At 63.2% G+C, this 25,424-nt stretch carries 23 protein-coding genes and 2 tRNA genes; 18 read left to right on the forward strand and 7 right to left on the reverse strand.

Features of this window, described 5'->3' with window-relative positions; translation table 11 throughout:
- Positions 1–8 precede the first annotated feature (8 nt).
- From ACWHXP_RS03970 to ACWHXP_RS04000, 7 genes are all read left to right on the forward strand, one after another.
- Entirely contained in the window at positions 9–929 is a 921-nt protein-coding gene (locus ACWHXP_RS03970) for an ABC transporter permease (RefSeq protein ID WP_489634446.1), read from the forward strand.
- A gap of 26 nt (positions 930–955) precedes the next feature.
- The gene (locus ACWHXP_RS03975) at positions 956–1,960 is read left to right on the forward strand and encodes an ABC transporter ATP-binding protein (protein WP_489634445.1); all 1,005 of its coding nucleotides are present in this window, start codon (positions 956–958) and stop codon (positions 1,958–1,960) included.
- Positions 1,957–2,802 (forward strand): ATP-binding cassette domain-containing protein, encoded by an 846-nt coding sequence (locus ACWHXP_RS03980; protein WP_489634444.1) that lies wholly within the window; start codon positions 1,957–1,959, stop codon positions 2,800–2,802. Before ACWHXP_RS03975 ends, ACWHXP_RS03980 begins: the two co-directional genes overlap by 4 nt.
- Before the next feature lie 39 nt (positions 2,803–2,841).
- Complete coding sequence (locus ACWHXP_RS03985; RefSeq protein WP_209583719.1) at positions 2,842–4,263, forward strand: M20 family metallopeptidase; 1,422 nt, start codon at positions 2,842–2,844, stop codon at positions 4,261–4,263.
- Positions 4,260–5,459, forward strand: coding sequence for a M20 aminoacylase family protein (locus ACWHXP_RS03990; protein ID WP_489634443.1), 1,200 nt, complete (start codon positions 4,260–4,262; stop codon positions 5,457–5,459). Before ACWHXP_RS03985 ends, ACWHXP_RS03990 begins: the two co-directional genes overlap by 4 nt.
- A gap of 435 nt (positions 5,460–5,894) precedes the next feature.
- Positions 5,895–6,206 carry a hypothetical protein gene (locus tag ACWHXP_RS03995; protein WP_121042171.1) on the forward strand — a complete coding sequence of 104 codons (312 nt, stop codon included), beginning with the start codon at positions 5,895–5,897 and terminating at the stop codon, positions 6,204–6,206.
- Positions 6,207–6,590: 384 nt separating this feature from the next.
- Complete coding sequence (locus ACWHXP_RS04000) at positions 6,591–7,259, forward strand: DUF2026 family protein (protein WP_134222890.1); 669 nt, start codon at positions 6,591–6,593, stop codon at positions 7,257–7,259.
- Positions 7,260–8,795: 1,536 nt separating this feature from the next.
- Here ACWHXP_RS04000 and ACWHXP_RS04005 read toward each other — a convergent pair.
- From ACWHXP_RS04005 to ACWHXP_RS04020, 4 genes are all read right to left on the reverse strand, one after another.
- Entirely contained in the window at positions 8,796–9,569 is a 774-nt protein-coding gene (locus tag ACWHXP_RS04005) for a DUF3299 domain-containing protein (protein WP_489634442.1), read from the reverse strand.
- Between the two features lie 15 nt (positions 9,570–9,584).
- Complete coding sequence (locus ACWHXP_RS04010; protein ID WP_489634441.1) at positions 9,585–10,853, reverse strand: ABC transporter permease; 1,269 nt, start codon at positions 10,851–10,853, stop codon at positions 9,585–9,587.
- Positions 10,850–11,584, reverse strand: coding sequence for an ABC transporter ATP-binding protein (locus ACWHXP_RS04015; protein WP_489634440.1), 735 nt, complete (start codon positions 11,582–11,584; stop codon positions 10,850–10,852). Before ACWHXP_RS04015 ends, ACWHXP_RS04010 begins: the two co-directional genes overlap by 4 nt.
- Before the next feature lie 119 nt (positions 11,585–11,703).
- The gene (locus tag ACWHXP_RS04020; protein ID WP_134222888.1) at positions 11,704–12,297 is read right to left on the reverse strand and encodes a DUF2796 domain-containing protein; all 594 of its coding nucleotides are present in this window, start codon (positions 12,295–12,297) and stop codon (positions 11,704–11,706) included.
- 290 nt (positions 12,298–12,587) lie between these two features.
- Between ACWHXP_RS04020 and ACWHXP_RS04025 the strand changes: the two genes are divergently transcribed.
- From ACWHXP_RS04025 to ACWHXP_RS04045, 5 genes are all read left to right on the forward strand, one after another.
- Positions 12,588–12,719, forward strand: a complete 132-nt coding sequence (locus ACWHXP_RS04025) for a hypothetical protein (protein ID WP_256497406.1) — start codon at positions 12,588–12,590, stop codon at positions 12,717–12,719.
- A gap of 1 nt (position 12,720) precedes the next feature.
- Positions 12,721–13,557: a zinc ABC transporter ATP-binding protein AztA gene (gene aztA, locus ACWHXP_RS04030; RefSeq protein ID WP_489634439.1), complete on the forward strand. Its 837-nt coding sequence runs from the start codon at positions 12,721–12,723 to the stop codon at positions 13,555–13,557.
- Entirely contained in the window at positions 13,554–14,441 is an 888-nt protein-coding gene (locus tag ACWHXP_RS04035) for a metal ABC transporter permease (RefSeq protein ID WP_039784850.1), read from the forward strand. The genes aztA and ACWHXP_RS04035 overlap by 4 nt, the downstream gene beginning before the upstream one ends.
- A gap of 59 nt (positions 14,442–14,500) precedes the next feature.
- The gene (locus ACWHXP_RS04040) at positions 14,501–15,433 is read left to right on the forward strand and encodes a metal ABC transporter substrate-binding protein (RefSeq protein WP_288067317.1); all 933 of its coding nucleotides are present in this window, start codon (positions 14,501–14,503) and stop codon (positions 15,431–15,433) included.
- A gap of 80 nt (positions 15,434–15,513) precedes the next feature.
- Positions 15,514–15,831, forward strand: coding sequence for a putative quinol monooxygenase (locus tag ACWHXP_RS04045; RefSeq protein WP_039784852.1), 318 nt, complete (start codon positions 15,514–15,516; stop codon positions 15,829–15,831).
- Positions 15,832–15,876: 45 nt separating this feature from the next.
- Here the strand turns inward: ACWHXP_RS04045 and ACWHXP_RS04050 are convergent, their stop codons facing one another.
- Complete coding sequence (locus ACWHXP_RS04050) at positions 15,877–16,815, reverse strand: LysR substrate-binding domain-containing protein (RefSeq protein ID WP_034335739.1); 939 nt, start codon at positions 16,813–16,815, stop codon at positions 15,877–15,879.
- A 103-nt stretch (positions 16,816–16,918) separates the two neighbouring features.
- On the opposite strand from ACWHXP_RS04050, the gene ACWHXP_RS04055 reads away from it, so the two are divergent.
- The gene (locus ACWHXP_RS04055; RefSeq protein WP_039785006.1) at positions 16,919–17,173 is read left to right on the forward strand and encodes a hypothetical protein; all 255 of its coding nucleotides are present in this window, start codon (positions 16,919–16,921) and stop codon (positions 17,171–17,173) included.
- Between the two features lie 462 nt (positions 17,174–17,635).
- Positions 17,636–19,651 (forward strand): methyl-accepting chemotaxis protein, encoded by a 2,016-nt coding sequence (locus ACWHXP_RS04060; RefSeq protein ID WP_489634438.1) that lies wholly within the window; start codon positions 17,636–17,638, stop codon positions 19,649–19,651.
- Between the two features lie 24 nt (positions 19,652–19,675).
- Here ACWHXP_RS04060 and ACWHXP_RS04065 read toward each other — a convergent pair whose 3' ends face one another.
- Positions 19,676–20,473 (reverse strand): uracil-DNA glycosylase family protein, encoded by a 798-nt coding sequence (locus ACWHXP_RS04065; RefSeq protein WP_489634437.1) that lies wholly within the window; start codon positions 20,471–20,473, stop codon positions 19,676–19,678.
- A gap of 76 nt (positions 20,474–20,549) precedes the next feature.
- On the reverse strand, positions 20,550–22,631 hold the full coding sequence (gene uvrB / locus ACWHXP_RS04070) for an excinuclease ABC subunit UvrB (RefSeq protein ID WP_489623258.1): 2,082 nt from the start codon (positions 22,629–22,631) through the stop codon (positions 20,550–20,552).
- A 433-nt stretch (positions 22,632–23,064) separates the two neighbouring features.
- On the opposite strand from uvrB, the gene ACWHXP_RS04075 reads away from it, so the two are divergent.
- The 4 genes from ACWHXP_RS04075 to ACWHXP_RS04090 all read left to right on the forward strand — a co-directional run bounded on the left by ACWHXP_RS04075 (position 23,065) and on the right by ACWHXP_RS04090 (position 25,418).
- A complete protein-coding gene (locus ACWHXP_RS04075) occupies positions 23,065–24,282 on the forward strand; it encodes an amino acid aminotransferase (protein WP_489623257.1) in 1,218 nt (405 codons plus the stop codon).
- Positions 24,283–24,410: 128 nt separating this feature from the next.
- Positions 24,411–24,486, forward strand: a tRNA-Asn gene (locus ACWHXP_RS04080).
- Between the two features lie 180 nt (positions 24,487–24,666).
- Positions 24,667–24,742, forward strand: a tRNA-Asn gene (locus ACWHXP_RS04085).
- Between the two features lie 115 nt (positions 24,743–24,857).
- A complete protein-coding gene (locus ACWHXP_RS04090) occupies positions 24,858–25,418 on the forward strand; it encodes a nucleotidyltransferase domain-containing protein (protein WP_489634436.1) in 561 nt (186 codons plus the stop codon).
- Positions 25,419–25,424 lie beyond the last annotated feature (6 nt).

Here is a 25,424-nt window from a genome sequence, read left to right on the forward strand (position 1 = left end):
GAGACGACATGAGCGTTACCTCATCATCCACTTTGCCGCCCACGGCCGTCTTGAGTGCAGCCTTGCCACCGCTGCCGGCATGGCGTCGCAAGTTGCGCCGCCTGCTGGGCCATCGCGGCCTGGTGCTGGGCGCACTGTTCCTGGCCATCATCGTGCTGGCGGCGATCTTCGCACCGCTGCTGGCGCCGCATGATCCCTTCGACCAGGATGTCACGGCACGCCTGATCCCGCCGGTGTGGCAGGCCCAGGGCAGCTGGGAGCACATCCTCGGTACCGACAAGCTGGGCCGCGACTATCTCTCGCGACTGATCTTCGGTGCGCGCGTCTCGCTGACCATCGGCATTGCCGCCGCGCTGATCTCGGGCCTGATCGGCACCACCCTGGGCGTACTGGCCGGTTACTTCGGCGGACGCACCGATGCCGTCATCAGCTATCTCATCACCACGCGCCTGGCCATGCCGGTGGTGCTGGTGGCGCTGGCCATGGCCTCGCTGGTCGGTGGCTCGCTGAAGGTGGTGATCGTGCTGCTGGGGCTGTTGCTGTGGGACCGCTTTGCGGTGGTCACGCGCTCGGCCACGCAGCAATTGCGCGATGCCGAATTCATCGCGGCCGCCAAGGCCATCGGGGCCTCGACCCCCTACATCCTGCTGCGCGAGATCCTGCCCAACATCATGGGTGCACTGATCGTCGTGGCGACGCTCGAAATGGCCCACGCCATTCTGCTGGAAGCCACGCTGTCCTTCCTCGGACTGGGCGTGCAGCCGCCCACGCCGTCGTGGGGCCTGATGGTGGCCGAGGGCAAGACCTACATGTTCTTCAAGCCCTGGGTGATCGTCATTCCAGGTGTGGCGCTGGCGCTGCTGGTGCTGGCGATCAACCTGGTCGGCGATGGCCTGCGCGATGTCAACGCGCCCGACGGCCGCAACTAACTGAGGGTTCACGCAAGGAGCACACCATGAGCATATTGCTGGACGTGAAAAATCTGAAGGTGGACTTGCCCACCGAAAACGGCATGCTGCATGCCGTGCGCGGCATCGATTTCCAGGTGCGCCGTGGAGAGATGCTGTGCCTGGTCGGCGAGTCCGGCTGTGGCAAGTCCATGACTTCGCTGGCCTTGATGGGCCTGCTGCCGCGCAAGGCGCAATGCAGCGCCGACCACATCCTCTTCGATGGCGCCGATCTCAACACCATGAGCGAACGGCAGCGCATGCAGTTGCGCGGCAAGCGCATGTCGATGATTTTCCAGGAGCCGATGACGTCGCTGAACCCCGCCTACACGCTGGGCAACCAGCTTTGCGAGGCGATGCTGCAGCAGCCGGGCGTCACACGTGGCGAGGCACGCGAACGTGCGCTCTACCTGCTGCACCGGACCGGCATCAGCAACGCCGAAGACCGCCTGCGCCAGTATCCGCACCAGCTCTCCGGCGGCCTGCGCCAGCGCGTGATGATCGCCATGTCGCTCATGTGCAGCCCGGACCTGATCATCGCCGACGAACCCACTACCGCACTGGACGTGACCATCCAGGCGCAGATCCTGCGCATGATCCGCGAACTGCAGCAGGAGTTCGGGACTGCGGTCATCTTCATCACGCATGACCTGGGCGTGGTCTCGCGCATCGCCGATCGCGTGGCCGTGATGTATGCGGGGCAGGTGGTCGAAACCAGCGGCGTGGCGCAACTCTTCGCGCAGCCGCGCCATCCCTATACGCGCGGCTTGCTCAATTGCATCCCGGTGCGCGGCAAGACCTTGCCGGGCAGCAGGCTGCAAGCCATTCCGGGCGTGGTGCCCAGCCTGGTCGGGCAGGTCAGCGGCTGCGCCTTCCGCAATCGCTGTACCCTGGCCGACAGCGGCTGCGAACAGGATCCGCCCATGGTGCAGCAGGGCAGCCCCGGCTTGCCGCATGAGGCGCGCTGTTTCAAGCTCGATGCGCCGGTGTCGGCGATGGAGGTGGCAGCATGAACACTTCCCTGACACCATGGCCACCGCTCGACGATATTGCGCTGGAGCTGTGCGCCTTGTCGAAGGTGTATCCGCTCAAGCGCGGGCTGTTCCAGGCACCCGGTGAACTGAAGGCGGTCGATGACGTGTCGCTGCGTCTTTATCGCGGCGAGACGCTGGGCCTGGTCGGCGAGTCCGGCTGCGGCAAGAGCACCCTGGCCAAGATGCTGCTGGGCCTGCTGGCGCCGACCTCGGGCAACGTGCTCATCAACGGCCAGGAGGTCGATCCGACCGAGCGCCGCGCGCATGCACGTCACATCCAGCCGATTTTCCAGGACCCGTATTCGTCACTCAATCCGCGCAAGACCGTGGGCGAGATCGTCGGCCTGCCGCTGAAGCTGCATGGCATCGGCAACGCTACCGAGCGCAATCGCCAGGTGCGCCAGATCCTCGATCTGGTGGGCATGCCGGAGCGCACCCACACGCAATATCCCAACCAGCTCTCCGGCGGCCAGCGGCAGCGGGTGGCGATTGCGCGGGCACTGATCCTGCGGCCCGACATCCTCATCTGCGACGAACCGACCTCGGCGCTGGATGTGTCGGTGCAGGCGCAGATCCTGAACCTGCTGCTGGACTTGAAGGCCGAGTTCGGGCTGACCTACCTGTTCATCAGCCACGACCTGGGCGTGGTGGAGCACCTGGTGGACCGGGTGGCCGTGATGAACAAGGGCAGCATCGTGGAGTTGGCCTCACGTGAACAACTCTTCAGCGATCCCCAGCATCCGTATACCCGCATGCTGCTGGCCTCGGCGCTGACGCCCGATCCGGGCCTGGGTATTCCGGCGCTGGCGGCAGCCGCCTGAACACATGAACCAAACTGAAAAAAACCAAGGAGCAGCAGCATGAGCAGAGCACAAGCCATCGCCGGCGTACAGGCTTACTTCGACGACGGCCGTTTCATGGAAACCCTGAAGCGCCGCGTGGCCATCCGTACCGAGAGCCAGGAAGCGGCCAGCCTGCCCATCCTCTACGACTACCTGCGGCAGGAGATCACGCCTTATCTCGTCACGCTGGGATTTGACTGCGAAGTGATCGACAATCCGTTGCCGGGCGGCAGTCCCTTCCTGATCGCCGAGCGCATCGAGGAGGGGGCCGCCTTCACCTTGCTGACCTACGGGCATGGCGACGTGGTGCGCGGCTATGACAATCAATGGCGCGCCGGCCTCTCGCCGTGGGAGATCGTGGTCGAGGGCGAACGCTGGTACGGACGCGGCATCGCCGACAACAAGGCCCAGCACACCATCAACCTGGCCGCGCTGGAAGAAGTCATGAAGGTACGCGGCGGCAAGCTCGGCTACAACGTCAAGCTGATCCTGGAAATGGGCGAGGAAACCGGGTCACCCGGCCTGAACGAAGTCTGCCGCCAGTATGCAGAGCGCCTGAAGGCTGATCTCTTCATCGCCTCCGACGGCCCGCGCGTGAACGCTCCCACGCCGACCATGTTCCTGGGCTCGCGCGGCGGCTGCAACTTTGATCTGACCTGCCATCTGCGCGACGGCGGCCATCACTCCGGCAACTGGGGCGGCCTGCTGCGCAATCCTGGCGTGCGCCTGGCCAATGCGATCGCCTGCCTGGTCGATGAACGCGGTGCCATCCGCGTGCCGGCCTTGCTGCCGGATGCCCTGCCGCAGAGCGTGCGCAAGGCCCTGGCCAGCGTCAAGCTGGGCGGCGGCCTCACCGATCCCGAGATCGATCCGGATTGGGGCGAGCCCGACCTCACGCCCGCCGAGCGCGTCTTCGGCTGGAATACGCTGGAAGTGCTGGCCTTCAAGACCGGCAATCCGGAGGCCCCCGTCAATGCCATTCCGGGGCGTGCCACGGCGCATTGCCAGATCCGCTTCGTGGTGGGCAGCGATGATGCGCATTTCATCGAACACATCCGCGCACATCTGGATGAGCACGGCTATGACGATGTGCAGGTGACGCTGTCGGGCGTGCAGTTTTCCGCGACCCGGCTCGATCCGGATGATGAATGGGTGCGCTGGGGCCTGGCCTCGCTGCAGGAGAGCACCGGCAAGACACCGACCTTGCTGCCCAACCTGGGGGGCTCGCTGCCCAACGATGTCTTCTCCGAGACCCTCGGCCTGCCGACGCTGTGGGTGCCGCACTCCTATCCGGCGTGCTCACAGCACGCGCCCAACGAGCATATACTGGCCAGCGTGTCGCGCGAGTCGCTGCAGCTGATGGCGGGCCTGTTCTGGGACCTGGCCGAGCAGGGCCGCGATGTGCTGGCGCGCCGCCCATCCCCCACGGAGAAACAATGAGTCACCCGCATGAACACGCCCTGTGCGAGGTCGCCGACCTGCACGATATCCATGACGAAATCACCGGCATCCGCCGCCATCTGCATCAGCATCCCGAACTGTCCTTCGAGGAAGTCGATACCGCCGCCCTGGTCGCCGCGCGCCTGGAAGAGTGGGGCTATGCCGTCACCCGCCACATCGGCGGCAACGGGCTGGTCGCCACCCTCAAGGCCGGCAGCAGTGCCCGCAGCATTGGCCTGCGCGCCGACATGGATGCCTTGCCCATCCATGAAGAAACCGGCCTGGACTGGGCCAGCGTGAAGCCCGGTGCCATGCACGCCTGCGGCCATGATGGCCATACCGCCATGCTGCTGGGGGCGGCCAAGCACCTGGCCCGCACGCGCCGTTTTGATGGCACGCTGCACCTGATCTTCCAGCCGGCCGAGGAAGCCGGCTTCGACAGCGGCGCGCAGAAGATGCTGGCCGATGGGCTCTTCGAACGTTTTCCCTGCGATGCCGTCTTCGGCATCCACAATCATCCGGGCGTGGAAGCAGGGACCTTCATGTTCCGCAGCGGTCCCTTCATGGCCGCCTGCGATACCGTCAAGATCCGCCTCACCGGGCGCGGCAGCCATGCCGCACGTCCGCACCTGTCGGTCGATCCGGTGGTGGCCGCCGCCAGCCTGGTGATGGCCTTGCAGACGGTGGTCTCGCGCAATGTCGATCCGATGGAAACGGCAGTGGTCACGGTCGGCAGCCTGCATGCGGGCAAGGCGTCCAACGTGATTCCCGAATTCGCCACGCTGGAGTTGAGCGTGCGCTCCTTCAAGCCCGAGGTGCGCGCCTTGCTGGAAGAACGTATCCGCGCGCTGGTGGCGCTGCATGCCGAGAGCTACGGCGCGCGCGCAGACATCGAGTACCTGCGCGGCTATCCGGTGCTGGTCAACAGCGATGCCGAAACCGAATTCGCTCGCAGCGTGGCGGAGGAACTGGTGGGTGCGGAGAAGGTGATCGCGCCCTTCGGTCCGATTGCCGGCAGCGAGGATTTTGCCTACTTCCTGCAACAGCGCCCTGGCTGCTTCTTGCGGGTGGGCAACGGGCAGGGCCAGCCCATGCTGCACAACGCAGGCTACGATTTCAATGATGCCAACATCCCGGTGGGAGCCGCCTTCTGGACCCGACTGGTGGAGCGCTGGCTGCCCGTCAACGCGGTCTGAGCGGGGCGGCGGGCGGCTTATACGTCAACGGCATAAGCGCATGACGAATGCTTCGTTTTCAGCCGCTGCGTGGCCCGGTACATTGAGGGCGTCTCCTCAGACGTCCTTGGACTTGGACAATTCGAGCCTGAACCCGCCATGCGCAAGCCTGGCGGGTTTTTTTTCGGCTGTTTCCCTGCGGCAGGCCGGCTTGAAATGCACGTAACTTTCAGAGCTCGTGGAAGAGCTTGATATGCGGCAAAGCCTTGTGCCAGCTTGCTGTCGATCTGACAAGCCACGTTGCAGGATCAGGAATTCCCCGATGTTCGCAGTCACGTTGGGCCACTACCATGGGAACCAATGAAACACGGTCTGTGCCCCGGACCCCCGACCACACAGTGGGGTCGTGACTGGCACGCAAGACCTTGACCAAGAATCTTGCCTTAGGAGCCAGCCATGCATTTCGTTACCGAATCCGTACCGGGTGAAATCACCCTGATGTTCATCAGTTATCTGGTCTTCTGCACCGTGCTGATGTATCTCTTCGTCAAGACCGACAAGGAGTGGGGCAGCCTGGAAGTGTCGCTCGACGACATCGGCCGGCGCGACCAGCAGGTGATGGCCTCGGCCCTGCGCTACGTGAAGGTGGATGCCGAAGACCGTTCGCTGTTCGACAATGGCCTGACCCGGCCGTCGCTGCAGCACTGCGCACAGTATCACGATGTTGATTGCACCTGCTTCATGCAGGAGCCGAAGAAGCCGGATTGAATTCCAGGGGAGCAATGCCTGGGGGCGAGGGATCGCAGGGGAAGTGAAGTGAGGGGGAGTGAAGCAGCAAAGGCAGTACCGTCGCGTGGCACTAGGGGTAGTGCCTGCAACAACAGCAAGCATCCGCAGCAGCAGTGAACCAATGTCGTTTCGTTTTGCAATTGATTTGTAGTGGTAGTTGCAGTTGCAGTGCGTAGCAGCAGTTGAAGTAGCCGTAGCAGTAGCAGCAGAGTTTTGCGTAGTAAACATGTCTTGAGGGTGGAACGGCAAGTCGTGCAGCCGCTTTTGTTCCAAAGCGCGTCACGCAATGGGAGTGTGCAGTCCGGCACGCCCGTGGAGCGGCCCAGCGGCTTGCCCGTTCTTTTCCATGAGAAAATAGCGCCCATGCAAAGCTCACATTCCTCCGCGCAGAACCTGCGCCCATTGATCCCCCTGGCCGATTACCAACGCATCTTCCGCGTCATCCATTCCGTGCTGCACAGCGTGGAAGCGGACATCCCGGCCGCCAGTTTCTTCTTTTCCGTCACCGCCGCCCAGATCCTCAAGAAGTTCTACAAGCGCAATGCCTTCCCGGTCGCCGGTGCGGCCTTCTACCTGATTCGTGAAGATGGCGGCGGCGCGCTGTCCTTTGGTTCACTGGGGGAGGACGGCCAAAGCGTCACCAGCCACCAGGATGCTTTCCACGCCTGGGTGCAGTGCGACGGCTATGCGCTGGACTTCATGGCACCGCTGTTCCAGGAACTGCTGGTTTCGGCCGGCCACCCGCTGCCGGTGCCGCGCCAGATGTTCCAGAAGGACTTGCAGCGCATGAGCGCGGACGTGCAGGCACTGGCCAAGCCGGGCGACTTCTACCTGGCTTCCAACCTGGAACTGACGCGAGAGCTGTTGCAGCAGTTCATGGCCAAGAAGGCGCTGACCAATCTGTCGCAACTGTGCCTGGAATGGTTCCGCAAGCCGCCCAAGGCCATGCCGGACGACCTGGCCCTGCAAGGCGCCGATGGCGAAGTCTCGCGCATCAAACTGCAGGCCACGGCCATCGAAGGCGTCTGGTAAGACGTTCGTCGTTTTTCTTCAGCAGTTTCTTCAGGGAATGTCATGGAGGCGGACGCCTCCGAGAGGAGGGTGTGCTGGACAGATGTCCAACACACCATGCGATCATGCATATCGGTTGCATGTACCGCACTAGGGTTCACACTATAGTTCGTCGTTATGACGGCTTCATGACATTTTCGGTATCACTTTCGGTATCACTTTTCTCCCGGCCGCTGCCGCTCTCGCTTTTTCCTTCATATCCCCTGTGCACTGTCATGGCGCGGTCATACGCGGCCACTAGACTTCAACACGTCTCCTCTGACGCTGTGCAGATGTTGTTGCCTGCGATGCGAGCGCGTCGCAGGCTTTTTTTTCTGCGGGTCAGCCAGTTTCTCCCAGCTTCATGCTTCACGCCCAGGCCGGACAGTGGCGTTGTAACCCGGCAGGTCGCACACGTAATGGAAGCCGCGGTCCTCCCTTCCCGTCAGGCGCAAGCTTGTCGGTGCGCGGCGCGGGGTGCGTCCCTCCCTTCCGGGCAGGCTCCGTCACCGGGGCCTGCTCATCGCTTTTTCCTCTCTTCTGCTCCCCGTGTTGCCCGCCGGTTGCCCATCCGCTGCCCTGGTGGTGAATTCCCTTTGCAATCAACGACTTGATGCGCTTACCCAGCGCTTTTCCACAGGCTTGCTCCCAAAAAATGTGGATATCCATGCAAGGGCTGCAGGCCAACAGGCGTTGCCCGTCTCGTATCATTTTTCATAAAACCCTTAACAATCAATGGCTTGAGTGGCTTGTCCAGTGCTTTTCCACAGGCTTGCTCCCAAAAAGTGTGGATATCACCCCGCTCGGCCAGTCTGGGCGCGGCTTTGCGGCGGACGGACTGGTGCGCCAAAAAACTGCCCGGGTTTGCATCTGAAATGGTTTTTCCTTTGTAATCAATTACTTGGATCTCTTGTCAAGCGCTTGTCCACAGGCTTGCTCCCAAAATGTGTGGATATCCTGCCGGAAGCGCCTGGCGATGCCGTATTTCGAGTCCGGAGCAAGCTGAAAAGCCAAGGTCGGGCGTATTTGGGTAGTCTTTGCCAGCCGCAGTTGCGTTAATGAAAAGTTGTTTGGAATCAACGGCTTGAGTGGCTTGTCAAGTGCTTCTCCACAAGCTTGCTCCCAGAAAATGTGGATATCCTTGCAGGTCCTGCAACGCTGATCGGGTCTGCCGGGCTGCCCGTTTTTTGCCTGCTGCTGCCTCGGCTAAGGAAAGTCCTTTGCAATCAAGACCTTGCCTGACTTGCCCAGCGCTTCTCCACAGGCTTGCTCCCAAAAAATGTGGATATCCGCTCAAGGGAAGGGGACAAGTCAGGGCCGCGAGATGGGCGGAAGGCGACTGCACCATTTCTGCGCGCTGCCGAGGCGGGAGGGAAAAGTACTGAATAATCAAGGGCTTGGGTGGCTTGTCAAAGCCTTGTCCACAAGCTTGCCCCCGTAAAATGTGGATAAGGCCTGCGCAGGGCAGGCCTTGGAGGAGGCAGAGGAGAAACTGGGGATAAGCCGTCGGGCGGCGACTCAGCTCTTGTCCGGCGCGCTGTAGGGTTCGACGCTGACCGCTTTCATGCTGTAGTTGGATGCGCCCATGGAAGAATCCGAGCGTTCCACCTTGAGCACGCCGCTGATCCACACCGCATCCATGGTGCGCACATTCTTGACGGCCTTGGCGCTCTTGACGTGAATGATCTGGTTGGCCGGCGGTGGCGGCACGTGAATGCAGGCACCGAAGTAGGGGACCAGCAGGAATTCCTTGAGTGCCTCGCCTTCCCGGTCCAGGGATACCACAAAGCCGGGCAGGCGTACCGGCTTGCCTTCCATGGCCGGGTCGACCGGGGCATCCTTCCAGTATTTCTTGGCCTTCCACAGCGCCGCATCGGCACGCGGATCGTCATCGGTCATCTGGTCCAGTTTCAAGCCCTTGAAGGGGGCCATCGGGTCCCAGTCCTTGGGGATCAACGATTCCCAGGCGATCTCCTGGAAGCCGTTCACCATCTTGCCCGAGGCCTGGTAAGGCTTTTCGGTCACGGAGGCACTTTGCTGCAACTGGTCGCCGACCTTGTAGGGGCCGTTGGATGCGTCCGCCACGCCCGGTACCGTGCTGCCGGCATCTGCGCGTGCCGTGACGGCGGGGACCGCGCCGGCCAGCGCAGCAGACGTCGCCGGGGCTGCGCTGACCGCTGCAGGCGCGGCCGCCGGGGCCGCGTGGGCGTTGACTTGCGAGAGCAGGCGCACGCCCAGCCCGGCCCACAGGCCGGCGACCACGATGCCGCCTATCCAGTAAAGAGTCTTCATATCATGGCTTCCAGATCAGAGTCTTGGTGTCAGGCCGTCCGACAGGCTCAGGCGATACGCGCGCCAGGCCGGCAACAGGCTGGCCACCAGTCCGGCCAGCACGGTCCAGAGCAGCAATTGTAATTCGCCTGCCGCCGGCCAGGCGGGATGCAGGGCAATGCCGAACTGGTCAGCCAGCATCGGCCCCAGCACCCAGATCAGTCCGCTCAGCAGCAACAGCCCCGCCAGCACGCCGCACAGCATCACGCCCAGTCCCTCCACGCACAGCAGCCACAGCACATCCAGCGGACGCGCCCCGACCGAGCGCAGGATGGCCAGCTCGCGCCGCCGCTCGCCCAGGCTGGCCAGGATCGCCGCCACCAGCCCGGCCAGGCCGACCACCACCACCATGCCCGAGACCACCAGCAAGGCGTTCTCGCCGATACCGACCACGTCCCATAACTGGTCCAGCGCCACGCCCGGCAGCACGGCCATCAAGGGCTCCTTGAAGCCATCGCCATCGGCAATGGCGCGCTGCACGGCGAACACGCGGGCGCGGCTCTTCAGGCCCACCAGGACGGCGGTGATGCTGGTCGGCGTCAGGTTGAATTTCTTCACGAATTCGGCCGGGATATGCACCCCCGGCAAGGGCGCACCGCCTTCCCAGTCAAGGTGGATGGCCTGCATGCCATCCAGGCCGATATGTACCGTGCGGTCCACCGGGGTGCCGGTGCGGGCCAGGATGCCGACCACCTTGAAGGGTTTGTCGGCGTGCTGGGTCAGCCCGAGACCACCCATGCCGTGGGCCAGCACGATGACGTCACCGAGGTGATAGTGCAACTTGTCGGCCACGTCCGCCCCCAGTACGGCATCGAAGACGCCGGCAAAGGGCTGGCCTTGGGCCAGCTTGAGCGACTGGCCGCTGCCATAGCGGAAATGGGCGAAGTAATCGCCATTGGTGGCCAGCACCGGGAAGCCGCGATGTGAATCGCCCAGCGAGATCGGGATGGTCCAGGCCACCGCCGGATTGCGCGCCAGGGTCTGGGCACTGTCCCAGCCCATGTTGTTGGTGGCCCCGCCGATGCGGAAGATGGCGTACAGCATCAGCTGGATCGGACTGGTTCGCGCACCGACCACCAGGTCCGTGCCGGACACCGATTGCGAGAACCCGGCCCGCACTTCATGGCGTACCCGTTCGATGCCGAGCAGCATGGTGGTAGAGAGGGCAATGGCCAGCAGCATCAGCCCCAGCGTGAAGCGCCGGTTCCAGGCACTGCGCGCGGCCAGTCGCAGGAGCAGCTTCATGCGGCCTCCTCGGGACGGGCGGCCTGGTTCAACTGTTCCAGCGCGATGCGGCGGTTGAAGCGTTCGGCCAGGCGCTGGTCGTGGCTGACAAAGACCAGTGCTGCGCCGCTCTGCGCACATTCGCGCTGCAGCAGGTCGAGGAAGGCTTGCTGGCGGTCACTGTCCAGGGCCGAGGTCGGTTCATCGGCGACGATGATTTCCGGACGGCCGATCAGCGAGCGCGCGGCGGCCACGCGTTGCTGCTGGCCGATGGAGAGTTGGGTCACGGGGCGCGTCCACAGGCCCGGTGCCAGATCCAGCGCCGCCAGCAGGGATTGCGCCACGCCCTTGAGATCGGCCCCTTGCTGGCCGGCGCACTCCCTGCGGTAGGACGAGAACTGGCAGGGCAGCAGCACGTTGTCGAGGATCGACAGGTAAGGCAGCAAATTGAACTGCTGGAAGATGAAACCGATGTGATCCACCCGGAAGCGGTCCCGCCGCGCTGCAGAGAGGCTGTGCAAGGGCTGGCCCAGGACTTCCACGGTGCCGGCTTGCGGCACGATGATGCCGCCGATGGCGGCCAGCAGGGTGCTCTTGCCGCTGCCGCTGGGGCCGCTGACGAAGACATGTTCACCAGCCGCGACCTGGAAATGCGGCAAGGCCAGCGCCGGGTGCGTCTGGCCGGGCCAGGTGAAGCGCAGGTCGCGCATGGCGATGGCGGCGGCCGGGGAGGGGCGTTCAGGGAGAGTCATGACAACATGAAGGAAAAGCGCAGGAGTGCCGAGGCAGAGGGGCAGGGCCGATCATAGCGCCGCTGCCTGTCATTGGGCTGACTGGTTGCCGGGGCAGGTGGCCCCGGCGGGTCGTCGCATCAGTTCAGGGGGATCAGGGCGCTGCCCGGCACCAGTTGCACCGCACCTTGCTTCTTGGGCGTGGCCAGTTGCACGTCGATGCGCTGGAAGCCGGGGAAGGCGGCAAACAGGCCGCTCACATCCACCGTATTGAGTGCGCCGGGGGTGGCGCAGACCAGGGTGAAATCGCCATCGAGGTCGGCATGGCCATCGCTGGGGGCGGGCTCGCTGCTGGCGGGCGTCTTCTCACCCAGCAGGGCCGGTGTCAGCACGGCCGACTCCAGCTGCACTTCGGCCGGCTTGCACTGGGCGGCGGCATCGGTGGCGAACATGCGGTTGACCTCGCGCAGGTTCTTGACGGCGGCGCGCACGGTGTCCTTGTCCTTGCCGCTGCTGGCGGCGTGTTCGAAGCCGACCAGGTTGATCAGCGGGCTGTCCAGGTGCAGGGTCAGGGTGTTGCCTTCCAGGGCCACGTCCAGCTTGCCCACGCCGTGCACGTGCGCGGGATGGTTGCCATGATGGTCATGGCCTTCATCGGCGGCCAGCGCAGGCAGGCTGGCCAGGGACAGCAGGACGAGAGGAATCAGGCGCAACGATGGACGGGATCGGAACATGGGCGGCTTCTTTCTTGTGCTTGTTGTAAAGAGAATTTAAGGGGGGCGGCAAACCGGCAACGCAAGGAAACAGACTGCAAACCAGGGCAGAAGATCCGCCCTCAGAGCGGCATTGTGCCCCGGACCACGGGCAGATTTGCAGCGTTGTTACATTCTGCAACAGGGTTGCATTATAATGCCTGCTTTTCCTGTTTCTGCAACTCGGTTGCGCCAACGGGCAAGTGTGCTCTTCCCGGCCTTGCTGGCCGCCTTGTCCGGTGCCCGTGTTGCTTCTTCTCAGATTGCCTGCCGTGTCGTTTCTCTCTCGATTCCTGTTGAAGCAAGGCGTGCTCGCCAGCCCCTGGTGGGAGCGTGTGCTGGCCGTTGTGCCCGTAGTCCTGCTGCTGTGGCTGGGCGTGCACTGGGCCTTGGGGGAGGGCTGACATGGACGCTGCCATCTCGCTGGACAACCTCACCGTCAGCTATCGCCGCCATCCGGCCCTGCACCATGTCAACGGGGCCTTTGCGCGTGGTTCGCTCACCGCCATCGTCGGTCCCAACGGGGCCGGCAAGAGCACCCTGCTCAAGACCATGCTGGGGCTGGTGCGCTGCAATGACGGACGCGTGCATACCCATGTCGATGCACGCCGCATCGCCTACCTGCCGCAGCAGGCCGAGATTGACCGCAGCTTCCCCATCACGGTGATCGACTGCGTGCAACTGGGTTACTGGCAGGCCAAGGGCAACTGGGGCGGCATCGACGCCGCCATGCGCCAGCGTGCGGTGCAGGCGCTGGCGGCAGTCGGGCTGGACGGCTTTGCCGGCCGCCCGGTGTCCAGCCTGTCAGTCGGGCAGTTCCAGCGCGTGCTGTTTGCCCGCATCCTGCTGCAAGATGCCGAGGTGATCCTGCTGGACGAACCCTTCAATGCCATCGACGCCCGCACCACCGGCGACCTGCTGCGCATCATCTCGGCCTGGCATGCCGAACGTCGTACCGTCATTGCGGTGCTGCACGACCACGACCAGGTGCGCCGCGCCTTCCCGCAGACCTTGCTGCTGGCGCGCAATGTGGTGGCCTGGGGCGAGACGGCCGAGGTCATGTGTGAAGAAAACCTGCAGCGCGCCCGCGCCATGGCCGAGGCGGTCGATGAGCATGCCGGCGTCTGCGAGGTGAGCGAGGCGGAAGTGCTGGCCTTGTCGCGCGTGCATGACCATGCGCATGAACATTCACATGGGCATCCCCACGCGCACCATGCCGCCAACCCGGGAGACCAGGCATGAGCGTACTTTCGACGTTGCAAACGCTGGCCATTGCCCCGTTCCTGGAATTTTCCTTCATGCGCCGCGCTTTGGTGGCTGCTTTTGCCCTGGCGCTGGGCAGCGCCCCGCTGGGCGTGCTGCTGACCCTGCGCCGCATGAGCCTGTTCGGCGAGGCCCTGAGCCACGCCGTGCTGCCGGGCGTGGCGGTGGGTTTCATCTTCTTCGGCCTGTCGTTGCCGGCGCTGTCCATCGGCGGGTTTGCCGCCGGGGTGCTGGTGGTGGCCGTGGCCGGCTGGATCAGCCGCCATACCGAACTGAAGGAAGACGCCAGCCTGGCTGCCATCTACGTGGTGGCCCTGGCGCTGGGCGTGATCCTGATTTCTCGCCACGGCACCCAGCTCGATCTGCTGCACATCCTCTTCGGCAACGTATTGGGCGTGGACAGCGAGGGCCTGGTACTCATTGCCGGTGTGGCCAGCGCCAGCGTGCTGGGCATCGCCGCGCTCTATCGCGGGCTGCTGCTGGAGAGCTTCGATCCTTCCTATATGGCCGTGGGCGGCGGACGCAGCGGCGGCGCGATCTACCAGCAGGTATTCCTGATGCTCGTGGTGATGAACCTGGTCGCCTCCTTCCAGACCCTGGGCACCTTGATGGCGGTCGGCCTGATGATGCTGCCGGCGGTCTCGGCCCGGTTGTGGCACGACACCTTGCCCGCGCAGCTGTGCAACAGCGTGTTGCAGGCGGCGCTGGCCGGGTATGCGGGGCTGCTGATCTCGTATTACGCCTCGGTGCCGTCCGGCCCCGTCATCATCGTCTGCGCGGGCGTGCTGTATGCCGCTTCGCTGTTGTTGGCCCCGCGCGGCTGGCTGCCGCGCCTGTTGCGGCGACCGCACCTGCAGGCCTGAGACTTCACTTTCTCCTGTCTATTGCTGATTTCTTCTGCTTCTCTTTTTCCGGAGTATTCATGAAACTGTTTCGTCCTCTCTCTGCGCTGCTGGCGGCCCTGGCCGTGGCGGCGAGCCTGCCGGCGGCCGCTGCCGAGCGCATCCCGGTGCTGGCCAGCTTCAGCATCCTGGGCGACGTGGTCGCCAATGTCGGCGGCGAGCGCATCGCCGTCTCCACCCTGGTCGGTCCGGATGAAGATGCGCACGTCTTCCAGCCCGCCCCGGATGACATCAAGGCGGTCTCGCGTGCCAAGCTGATCGTGGTCAATGGCCTCGGTTTCGAAGGCTGGATGGAGCGCCTGGCGCAGTCGGCCAATTACCGTGGCCCCATCGTGGTGGCTTCGGCCGGCATCAAGCCGCGCGAACGCGTGGGGGAGGACGAAGACGACCACGCCCACGGTGCCGGACATGAACATCACGGCAAGGACGACCCGCACGCCTGGCAGGATCCGCAGAACGTGATCGTCTACACCCGCAACATCGTCACCGCCCTGGCCAAGCTGGACCCGGCCGGTGCCGAGGTCTACCGCAAGAATGGCGAGGCCTATGTCGCCAAGCTGCAGGACCTCGATGCCTGGGCTGCACGCCAGTTCAGCCAGATCCCGGATGCCAAGCGCAAGGTCATCACCTCGCATGACGCCTTTGAATACTTCGGTGCGCGCTACAAGGTACGCTTCCTGGCTGCGCAGGGCGTGTCTACCGACAGCGAACCCAGCGCCCGCGAGGTGGCTTCGCTGATCCGCCAGATCCGCAGCGAGAAGATCAAGGCCCTGTTCTTCGAGAACATGAGCAACCCCAAGCTGCTGCAGCAGATCGCCCGCGAATCCGGTACGGCACCGGGCGGCAAGCTGTACGCCGATGCATTGTCGAAACCGGATGGTCCGGCACCGGACTACCTCTCGCTGATGCGCTACAACATCACGCAATTGCTGGAAAAGATCCGTCTCAACTGAGGCGCGACAAATCGCGTATGCTGGTGGCCCCGCGCCGTCGCCCTGGCGGCGCCTGTCACCTTGCATAGGAGAATTCCCGCATGAGTACCGTTACCGTCGTCGCCATCATCACCGCCAAGCCCGGCCAGCGCGAAGCGCTGCTGGCCATTGCCCGTGCCAACCTGGCCGCCGTGCGTGCCGAGGAAGGTTGCATCGAATATGGACTGGTGGTGGATGTGGATGGCTTCGGCCCGAACCAGGCGCCGCTGGGGCCGGATACCTTTGCCTTCGTCGAGAAGTGGAAGGACGAAGAAGCGCTGAAACTGCACTTCACCCTGCCGCACATGACCGACTATCGCGAGAAGTCCAAGGACCTGATCGCGGATCGCAAGGTGCATGTGCTCAAGTCGGCGGACTGATCCCCGCCGCGTTTGTCCCCGCGCCCGGCGCGGGGGCGGACTCCCTCAGTATTCGCCAGGAAAATCCGCCGGCCAGGTCTGCTGCGGATCGAACGAAGACGCTTGGCCCATCTGCTTCAACCACGTGATGAAAGTCTTCAGTGCCGGATTGGTGTCGGCGCTGCTGCGATAGAGCATGTGGTAACCCTCCCCGTGCAGCACGATCTCCGGAAACAGCCGCACCAGCCGGCCTGCGGCCAGATCGTCATCCACCAGCGCCAGCGTGCCCATGCCCACGCCTTGGTCAGTGGCGGCCGCCTGCAGGCTCAGGAAGGAATGTTCATAGACCGTCCCCGGCATCTTGCGCCGCACCGCCACCCCGGCTTTGCCCAGCCACTGCGACCAGGCCGCTGAACGGCTGGAGAGGTGAATCAGCGGTACCTCCACGAAATCGCGCGGGACCCGGATCGGGTGCGTCTCCAGGAAGTGCGGCGAGGCCAGCGGCACCGACACGTCATCCAGGAAGCGCACGCAGTCGTAGCCGCTGCGCTCCAGCGGGCTGCGCCAGATGATGACGTCGAAAGGATCCTTCACATCCTCGAAATACTCCGACATGGTCGTGGTGACGCGCACCTCGATCCGCGGGTTGTCAATCTGGAACTGCGACAGGCGCGGAATCAGCCAGCGCATGGCCACCGAGGGCGCGGCGATCAGGCGCACCACGCGGCTCTTGCCGGCCAGGGACAATTGTTCGGCCGCCAGCGCAATGCGGTCCAGGCTGGCTTTGACCTCGGCATAGAAGGCCAGGGCCGCTTCTGTGGGTTCCACGCCACGCGACTGGCGTAAAAACAACGGTTGTTCGAAATACTCTTCCAGCGTTTTGATCTGCTGGCTGACCGCGCTATGGGTGATGAAAAGTTCATGGGCCGCCAGCGTCAGACTCCGCGTCCGGACTGCCGCTTCGAACACCTTGAGGGCCTTGAGCGGGGGTAAGGATGAAGACATGCTGTAAGAAAAACTTATAGTGGTGACGGAAAATGTTGCTTTGCAAAAGCCGGGGGCGACCTTATTCTTCAATCACCCAAACGTCAAACAGAAGGAATTCATCGTGAACAACGTCAGTATATTGGCAAAAGATGCCGGTTTTTCTAACAATTTGCGCTCCCTGGTCGAGCTGGTGAAGTTTGCTGTCCAGCAAGTCATCGCCGCCCACGCCCTGAAGCCCGTGCGCAACGATGCTACCGACCTGCATGACGCCGCCTACTTCGAAGGCGTGACCGACCACTTCGAAATGGAAGTACGCCTGCGCCAGCTGGATCACAGCCACCTGCACGCCGTCTGGAAGCTGCAATCGCAGATCTGAATGCCGATGCGGCCAGCTTGATGGCAGCCCCCGCAGCAATGAAGTACCGCAGTACCCGGCAGGACCAGGCCCGATGCGCCTGAAGAACGACGAAGAAGAGACCGGCTCCGCATGCCCGGAGCCGCAGCAGGCAGCCAGCAGTCGCCCACAGAGGCAGACCCTGCCCGACGCATCTCCGTAGTACCCGTATTACCCGCAACGGTGGCCTGATGGCCGACAGCACCCCCAACATGGCCAGGTGCACGCTGCGTTGAATACCCCCGATCCCCGCTGCTGCGGGGATTTGTCGTTTACGCGTGTGTTTCCTGAAAAGCCATGCCGTCTTGCCCGCTCCGGACACTTTTCTCTTAACAAAAATGACATCGCCCGGTAGCCGACCACTGCTATATTGATCGCGGGGAAAAGAAATATGTTGCTGTTCATGCAGGTTCCGCTTCATTGCTTCTTACAGGGGAGTTCGCCATGTTGTCTTCACTTCGTGCCCGGCTGATCGTCATTTGCGTACTGATCGTGGCGGTGGCCATGATCGTTCTCAGTGGTGCCAACATCTACACCGTCCGCAGCGATACGCTGGAGGGCATTTCCACCCAGACCCGCCAGCTCACCGAAAGCTACGCCGCCAACATCACCGAGTGGGTGCGCAGCAAACGCATCATCACCGGGGCCATGAAGCAGGCCTTGAAGCAAAGCGATGTCCTGCCCATCGTCGCGGCGGCCCAGGAGGCCGGTTCCTTCGATGATGCCTACATCGGCTATCCCGACAAGCGCATGCTGGCCCTGCACCCGATGCCGGCCGGCTACGATCCGACCGCGCGGCCCTGGTACAAGCAGGCGGTCGATGCCGGCAAGCCGGTACTCACTGCCCCCTACGTGGACGCCACCACCGGCAAGCTGGTCGTGACCTTCGCCGAGCCGGTCAGCGACAAGGGGACCCTGCAGGCCGTGCTGGGCTCGGACGTGCAACTCGACAACGTGGTGCGCACCGTGGCCGGCATCAAGCCCACGCCATCCAGCTTCGCCTTCATCGTCGGCAAGGATGGCCTCATCATCACCCACCCCAACAAGGAGCTGGCCTTGAAGCCGGTGTCGGCGCTGGACCAGAATCTCTCCGCCGCCTCGCTGGCCGGGATGAAGCAGGGCGGCAGCGCGACCATCGGCGGCGTACCCTATCTCCTCTTTACGCAACCCATCGACAACACCGACTGGTCGCTGGTGGTGGCGCTGGATTATCGCGAGGCCACGCATGCGGTTGGGGCGCTGATGGCGCTGGCGGTGATTCTGGCCGTGGTGGCCATCGTCGCGGCGGCATTGCTGCTGAGCTACACCATCACGCGCCTGCTGCGCCGCCTGGGCGTGGTGCGCAATGCGATGGAAGAAATCGCGTCAGGTGACGGCGATCTTACGCGCCGGCTCGATACCAGCGGCAAGGATGAACTGGCGCAAATTTCCCGCGCCTTCAATCACTTTGCCGACAAGATCTCGCGCACCTTGCTCGATATCCGGCGCGCCAGCGAGTCTGTGAAGGTTTCTTCCAGCGAAATCGCCAGCGGCAACATGGACCTGTCCGCCCGCACCGAGCAGCAGGCAGGTTCGCTGGAAGAGACCGCATCGGCGATGGAAGAACTCACCTCCACCGTGAAGCAAAACGCCGATAACGCCCGCCAGGCCAACCAGCTGGCGGTGTCGGCCTCGGATGTGGCGGTGCATGGTGGCACCGTGGTGGGCCAGGTGGTCAGCACCATGAGTTCCATCAATGAGTCTTCCCGCAAGATCGTCGACATCATCAGCGTCATCGATGGCATCGCCTTCCAGACCAATATCCTGGCCTTGAATGCTGCCGTGGAAGCGGCGCGTGCCGGTGAGCAGGGGCGCGGGTTTGCGGTGGTGGCGTCGGAAGTGCGTTCCCTCGCGCAGCGCTCGGCCACGGCCGCCAAGGAGATCAAGCAGCTCATCGATGATTCGGTACAGAAGGTGGAAGCGGGCAGCCAGCTGGTGGCCCAGGCCGGTTCGACCATGGATGAAGTGGTCTCCAGCGTGCGCCGCGTGACAGACATCGTGGGTGAGATCAGTTCAGCCAGCCAGGAGCAGAGTGCCGGCATCACCGAAGTGGGCAATGCCGTGACCCTGATGGATGAGGCGACCCAGCAGAACGCCGCGTTGGTGGAGGAAGCAGCGGCAGCGGCCAAGTCCCTGCAGGAACAGGCGGCTCACCTGGCCGCCGTGGTGGCGGGCTTCAAGCTGGATGAAAGCGGCGGAGCCGCACCGATCACGCCGCCGCCGGTTCATCATGCGGCCCCGCCGCCGGCTGCAGCAGCCCGTCCGGCACCGGTCAACATCACGCCCAAGCCGGCACCGCTGAAGGCCAAGCCCGCCAGCAAGCCTGCGCTGCCGGCCGAACCGGCTGCGCCTGCCGCGCCCAAAGCCGCACCGAAAGCACCGCCCAAGAGCGGTGGTGGCGACGACTGGGAAGAGTTCTGAGCGAGGAAATGGAAGCGGGCCGCCTCAGGCCCGCTTCTTCAGCAGCTGCATGGGCGCAAACAATTGCTGCATGCCGCTGTGCTCGATGAAGCTGAGGTTGTAGGGATGCTCGGCCACCGCGCGCGGGAATTGCGCTACCAGCGGCAGGCCGCTCAGCTGCTCGGCGATCTTCCCCCACAACACCAGCGTGGGCAGGTTTTTTCCCTGTGCCTGGCCATGCTCGGCCAGGGCGCGCAATACCGTTTCAAAGAAGGGCTTCCAGCCCTTGGCATCCTTGAGCGGAGCGATGTGGCTGCGGAACACCAGGCTGGCATTGAGCAGCAGGAAGCCTTGCGCCGTCAGGTTGTCCTGCAGGTCGGCCAGGGTCTGGATGCTGCCTTCCACATCGGCCTGGGCCTGCGCCGCAATGCCGGCCAGCGCATCGCCACTGGTCTGGCCGGCCTGAAGTGCGCCTTCGGCCACCAGCAGCATCTTCATGAAATTGCGCAGCGAGGTCGCCCGATTGACCTGCTTGGACAAGCCCTTTTCCGACCACAGCGAACCCACCGCGCCATCCATGAAGCACACACCGGTGGCACTGGCCGCGCGCGGATAGGGGCCTTCGCCCACCAGCACGTAGCGCACCTGGTCCATGGGCTGCGCGAAGGCCGCGAACAGGCGGCCTTCGGTGGGCAGGTAATCGTCCTGCGCCAGGGTAGGAAGATAAGCGGGATCGGCTTGCTGGATCGCCTCCATGCCGGCGCGCAGGGCGGCATGCCAGGAGGGGTGGGCGGTTTGGATCAGGTCGAGCAGGGGAGCGGGGAGGGCGGAAACGGAAGACATGGAAAATGAAAGGGAGGCACGGCCGTATGAATGAAGTGGCGGCATTGTATACCGCCCGGCCGGCCTCCCCGCAGGATCAGGCGACCGCCGAATCGCTGCCCGATGCACCGAACAGCTGCTGCTTGAGCAGCTGCAACTGGTCGCGCGCTGCGGCGGCCTTTTCGAACTCCAGGTTCTTGGCGTGTTCCTGCATCTGCTTCTCCAGTCGCTTGATCTCCTTGCTGATCTGCTTCTCGCTCATGGATTCGTAGTTGCGCTTCTCCTCGGCCACCATCATTTCGGTGCGTGCCTGGGCCGGGTTGAAGACGCCGTCGATCAGTTCGCGGATCTCCTTCTTGATGCCGGTCGGCACGATGCCATTGGCGGCGTTGAAGGCCAACTGCTTGGCGCGGCGGCGCTCGGTTTCGCCGATGGCCTTGTGCATGGAATCGGTCACCACGTCGCCATAGAGGATCGCCATGCCGTTGAGGTTGCGGGCCGCGCGGCCGATGGTCTGGATCAGGCTGCGCTCGGAACGCAGGAAGCCTTCCTTGTCCGCATCCAGGATCGCCACCAGCGAGACTTCGGGAATGTCCAGGCCCTCGCGCAGCAGGTTGATGCCGACCACCACATCGAAGGTACCCAGGCGCAGGTCGCGGATGATTTCCACCCGTTCGACCGTATCGATGTCGCTGTGCAGGTAGCGCACCTTGATGCCGTTGTCGGAGAGGAATTCGGTCAGCTGCTCGGCCATGCGCTTGGTCAGCGTAGTCACCAGCACGCGCTCGTCCTTGGCGATGCGGTCGTTGATCTCCTGCATCAGGTCATCCACCTGCGTGGTGGCCGGACGCACGGCGATGATGGGGTCCACCAGGCCGGTCGGGCGCACCACCTGTTCCACCACCTGGTCGGCGTGGGTGTTTTCATAGTCCGCGGGCGTGGCCGAGACGAAGATGGTCTGGCGCATCTTCTTCTCGAATTCGTCGAACTTCAGCGGCCGGTTGTCCAGCGCCGAGGGCAGGCGGAAACCGTAGTCCACCAGGTTCACCTTGCGCGCACGGTCGCCGTTGTACATGCCGTTCAACTGGCCGATCAGCACGTGCGATTCGTCCAGGAACATGACGGCGTCCTTGGGCAGATAATCCACCAGCGTCGGCGGCGGGTCGCCCGGCTTGGCCCCGGACAGGTGGCGCGAGTAGTTCTCGATGCCCTTGGTGAAACCGATCTCGGTCATCATCTCGATGTCGAAGCGGGTGCGCTGTTCCAGCCGCTGTTCTTCGATGAGCTTGTTTTCCTTGCGGAAGAATTCCAGGCGCTCGGCCAGTTCTTCCTTGATGGTCTCGATGGCGCGCAGCACGGTCGAGCGCGGCGTCACGTAGTGCGAACCGGGATAGATGGTGAAGCGCGGGATCTTCTGGCGCACCCGGCCGGTCAGCGGATCGAACAGTTGCAGGCTGTCGATCTCGTCGTCGAAGGTTTCGATGCGCACGGCCAGCTCGGCGTGTTCGGCCGGGAAGACGTCGATGGTGTCGCCGCGCACGCGGAAGGTGCCGCGGCCGAAATCGACTTCGTTGCGGGTGTACTGCATCTGGATCAGGCGGGCGATGACGTCGCGCTGCGAGACCTTGTCCTTGGCGCGCAGGGTCAGGATCATCTGGTGGTATTCGTTCGGGTTACCGATACCGTAGATGGCCGAGACGGTCGCCACGATCACCACGTCGCGCCGTTCCATCAGCGACTTGGTGCAGGACAGGCGCATCTGCTCGATGTGCTCGTTGATCGAGGAATCCTTCTCGATGAACAGGTCGCGCTGGGGGACGTAGGCTTCCGGCTGGTAGTAGTCGTAGTAACTGACGAAGTATTCCACCGCATTGTGCGGGAAGAATTCGCGGAATTCGCTGTAGAGCTGCGCCGCCAGCGTCTTGTTGGGGGCGAACACGATGGCCGGGCGGCCCAGGCGGGCAATCGTGTTGGCCATGGTGTAGGTCTTGCCCGAGCCGGTCACGCCCAGCAGGGTCTGGTAGAACAGGCCGTCATGCACGCCTTCGACCAGCTTGTCGATGGCCGCCGGCTGGTCGCCCGCCGGGGGGAACACCTGGTAGAGCTTGAAGGGCGAGTCGGGGAAGGTGACGAACTTGCTCTCGTCCAGCTCGGTATTGATGGGGGTCAGTTCAGCCATGGTCTGGGTTGCCTTTGTCGCGCGGGTTCCGGTGTGCCGCCACGGTGCAGGAAGAACCGGCAAGGTCCGCAAGCGGGGCATTGCACACAGGCAAGGTGGAGGCGTGAATATTCATCAAATGCTGCCGGGATGCTGAAGTTCAAGACACAATCTGCGCCTCCGCAGCCGGCAAAACCGGACGCAAAGGCGCGTCAGGAGCCAGCTCATCCACTGGGCCTGACGGCCTGGCGCGGGGTGGGTGCAGATCGGGGTTATGTCGATAGAACATGGTGTCATGCAGATTCAGCAGGCAATTGGGCCTGTCTGTGTCTGTGATTGGCCATCCACATTTGTTAGAATGCAGTGTTGCAAAAAGGTGCACATCCGAATCTCTCCCTGTGCACCCATTTCCTTCTGCAGCGCTTTGTTGCAGCTAACTTTTCATGTTATCACGATGAACGCACCTGTCTCCGCCTCCCTGTTTTCCGCCATCGAAATGGCGCCGCGCGACCCCATTCTGGGCGTGACCGAAGCCTACAACGCCGACCAGAACCCGGCCAAGACCAATCTGGGCGTGGGCGTGTACTACGACGACAACGGCAAGGTCCCCCTGCTGGAATGCGTGAAGAAAGCCGAGGCGGAACTGGCGGCCAAGCTGGCCCCGCGCACCTACCTGCCCATCGACGGCCTGGCCACCTATGACCGCGCGGTGCAGGAGCTGGTCTTCGGCGCCGGCAGCGCCGTGGTGACCGAGAAGCGTGCGATCACCGTGCAAGCCTTGGGCGGCACTGGCGCGCTGAAGCTGGGTGCCGACTTCCTCAAGCACTTCTCGCCGGCCGGTACCGAAGTTTGGATCAGCGACCCGAGCTGGGAAAACCACCGCGCCCTGTTCGAGATGGCAGGCTTCAAGGTCAACGCCTATCCGTACTATGACCCGGCCACCCGTGGCGTGAACTTCGCCGGCATGCTGGACGCCTTGAAGACCATGAAGACCGGCTCGGTCGTGCTGCTGCACGCCTGCTGCCACAACCCGACCGGCGCCGACCTGACCGACGACCAGTGGACGCAAGTCATTGAAGTGGTGACCTCGCGCGGCCTGGTTCCCTTCTTGGACATGGCCTACCAGGGCTTTGGCGACGGCATCGCCGAAGACGGCCAGGTGGTGCGCCGCTTCGCCGAAGCTGGCGGCCCGCTGTTCGTGTCGAACTCCTTCTCCAAGTCCTTCTCGCTGTATGGCGAACGCGTGGGCGCATTGTCCATCGCCGCAGCCAGCGCCGAAGAAGCCGCCCGCGTGCTGTCGCAACTCAAGCGCGTGGTGCGTACCAACTACTCCAACCCGCCGATCCACGGTGGCCAGGTGGTCGCAACCGCCCTGGCATCGCCCGAACTGCGCAAGCTGTGGGAAGACGAACTGGCCGAGATGCGCGTGCGCATCCGCGAAATGCGCCAGCTGCTGGTGGCCAAGCTGAAGGAAAAGGCGCCCGGCCATGACTTCGACTTCGTCATCAAGCAGCGCGGCATGTTCTCCTATTCGGGTCTGACCAAGGCCCAGGTGGATCGCCTGCGCAACGAGTTCTCCATCTATGCCGTCGACACCGGCCGCATTTGCGTGGCTGCGCTCAACACCAAGAACATCGACGTGGTGGTCGACGCCATCGCCAAGGTACTGTAATTGGCAGGAGCGGCCCCGTTTTCGGAGGGGGTCGCGCAGGGCGTTTTCTCCTATGAAAAAATGCGCCTTTCCCTGAAAAAAGTTTTGACATGAAGTAAAAATCGCGTCATAATCTTTTTCTCAGCTGTTCCCTGATAGCTCAGTCGGTAGAGCGACGGACTGTTAATCCGCAGGTCCCTGGTTCGAGTCCAGGTCGGGGAGCCAAAGAATGCGAAGGCCTCGCAAGCAATTGCGGGGCCTTTTCAATTAGTGTGAGGCTGGTGTTTTGGTCTCGTACGAAGGGCGGCAGGGCTATGCCGCCACGATGCAGAACGATGTAAAAAATTTTCGTTTTACACTCTGGTAAATCTGAAAAAAATCGTTCATAATCGCGCCCTCAATTGATCCCTGATAGCTCAGTCGGTAGAGCGACGGACTGTTAATCCGCAGGTCCCTGGTTCGAGTCCAGGTCGGGGAGCCAGAATACGAAAGCCTCGCAAGTATCTTGCGGGGCTTTTTTGTTTTTGGCGCTCCTGCGGACGTCGCCTCTGCTTGCTTGTGCTCAAATTTAGCGCAATTGAGCTAGAATTGAGCGCATGAGCACCCTCGGCGACGCCCTGTTCTCCAAATCCACCCAAGCCATTCTCGGTCAGCTGTTCCTGCGGCCGGAGGGCATGCACTTGCGCGCACTGATGAACAGCACCGGCATCAGCTCGGCATCGGCTCAGCGCGAACTGGGCAAGTTGACCGAAGCCGGCCTGTTGCTGCGAGAGGAGGTGGGGCGCGTCTTGCTCTACAAGCCCAATCCCGACTCTCCAATCTTTTCGGAACTGAGTGCCATTATTCGCAAGACCTTTGGCGTCGCCGATACGATCAAGGCTATGCTTCTGCCTTTTTCGGAACATATCGAACGCGCCTTTCTGTATGGATCGGTTGCCAAGGGCTTGGATACGGCGGCCAGTGACATTGATTTGCTGGTGCTGGCCGATGACCTTGGCAGTGCCGATCTCTACCCTGAGCTGGTGGCGTTGGAGGCGAGGCTGGGCAGGAAGATTTCGCTGACGGTGTATCGTCCCGCTGAATTCCGGAAAAAGATCGCGGCACGGAATCATTTTCTGGTTTCCGTGATGGCTGGTCCGAAAATCGAATTGATCTAAATTTGC

The organism is Herbaspirillum sp. Her2 (assembly GCF_057961375.1).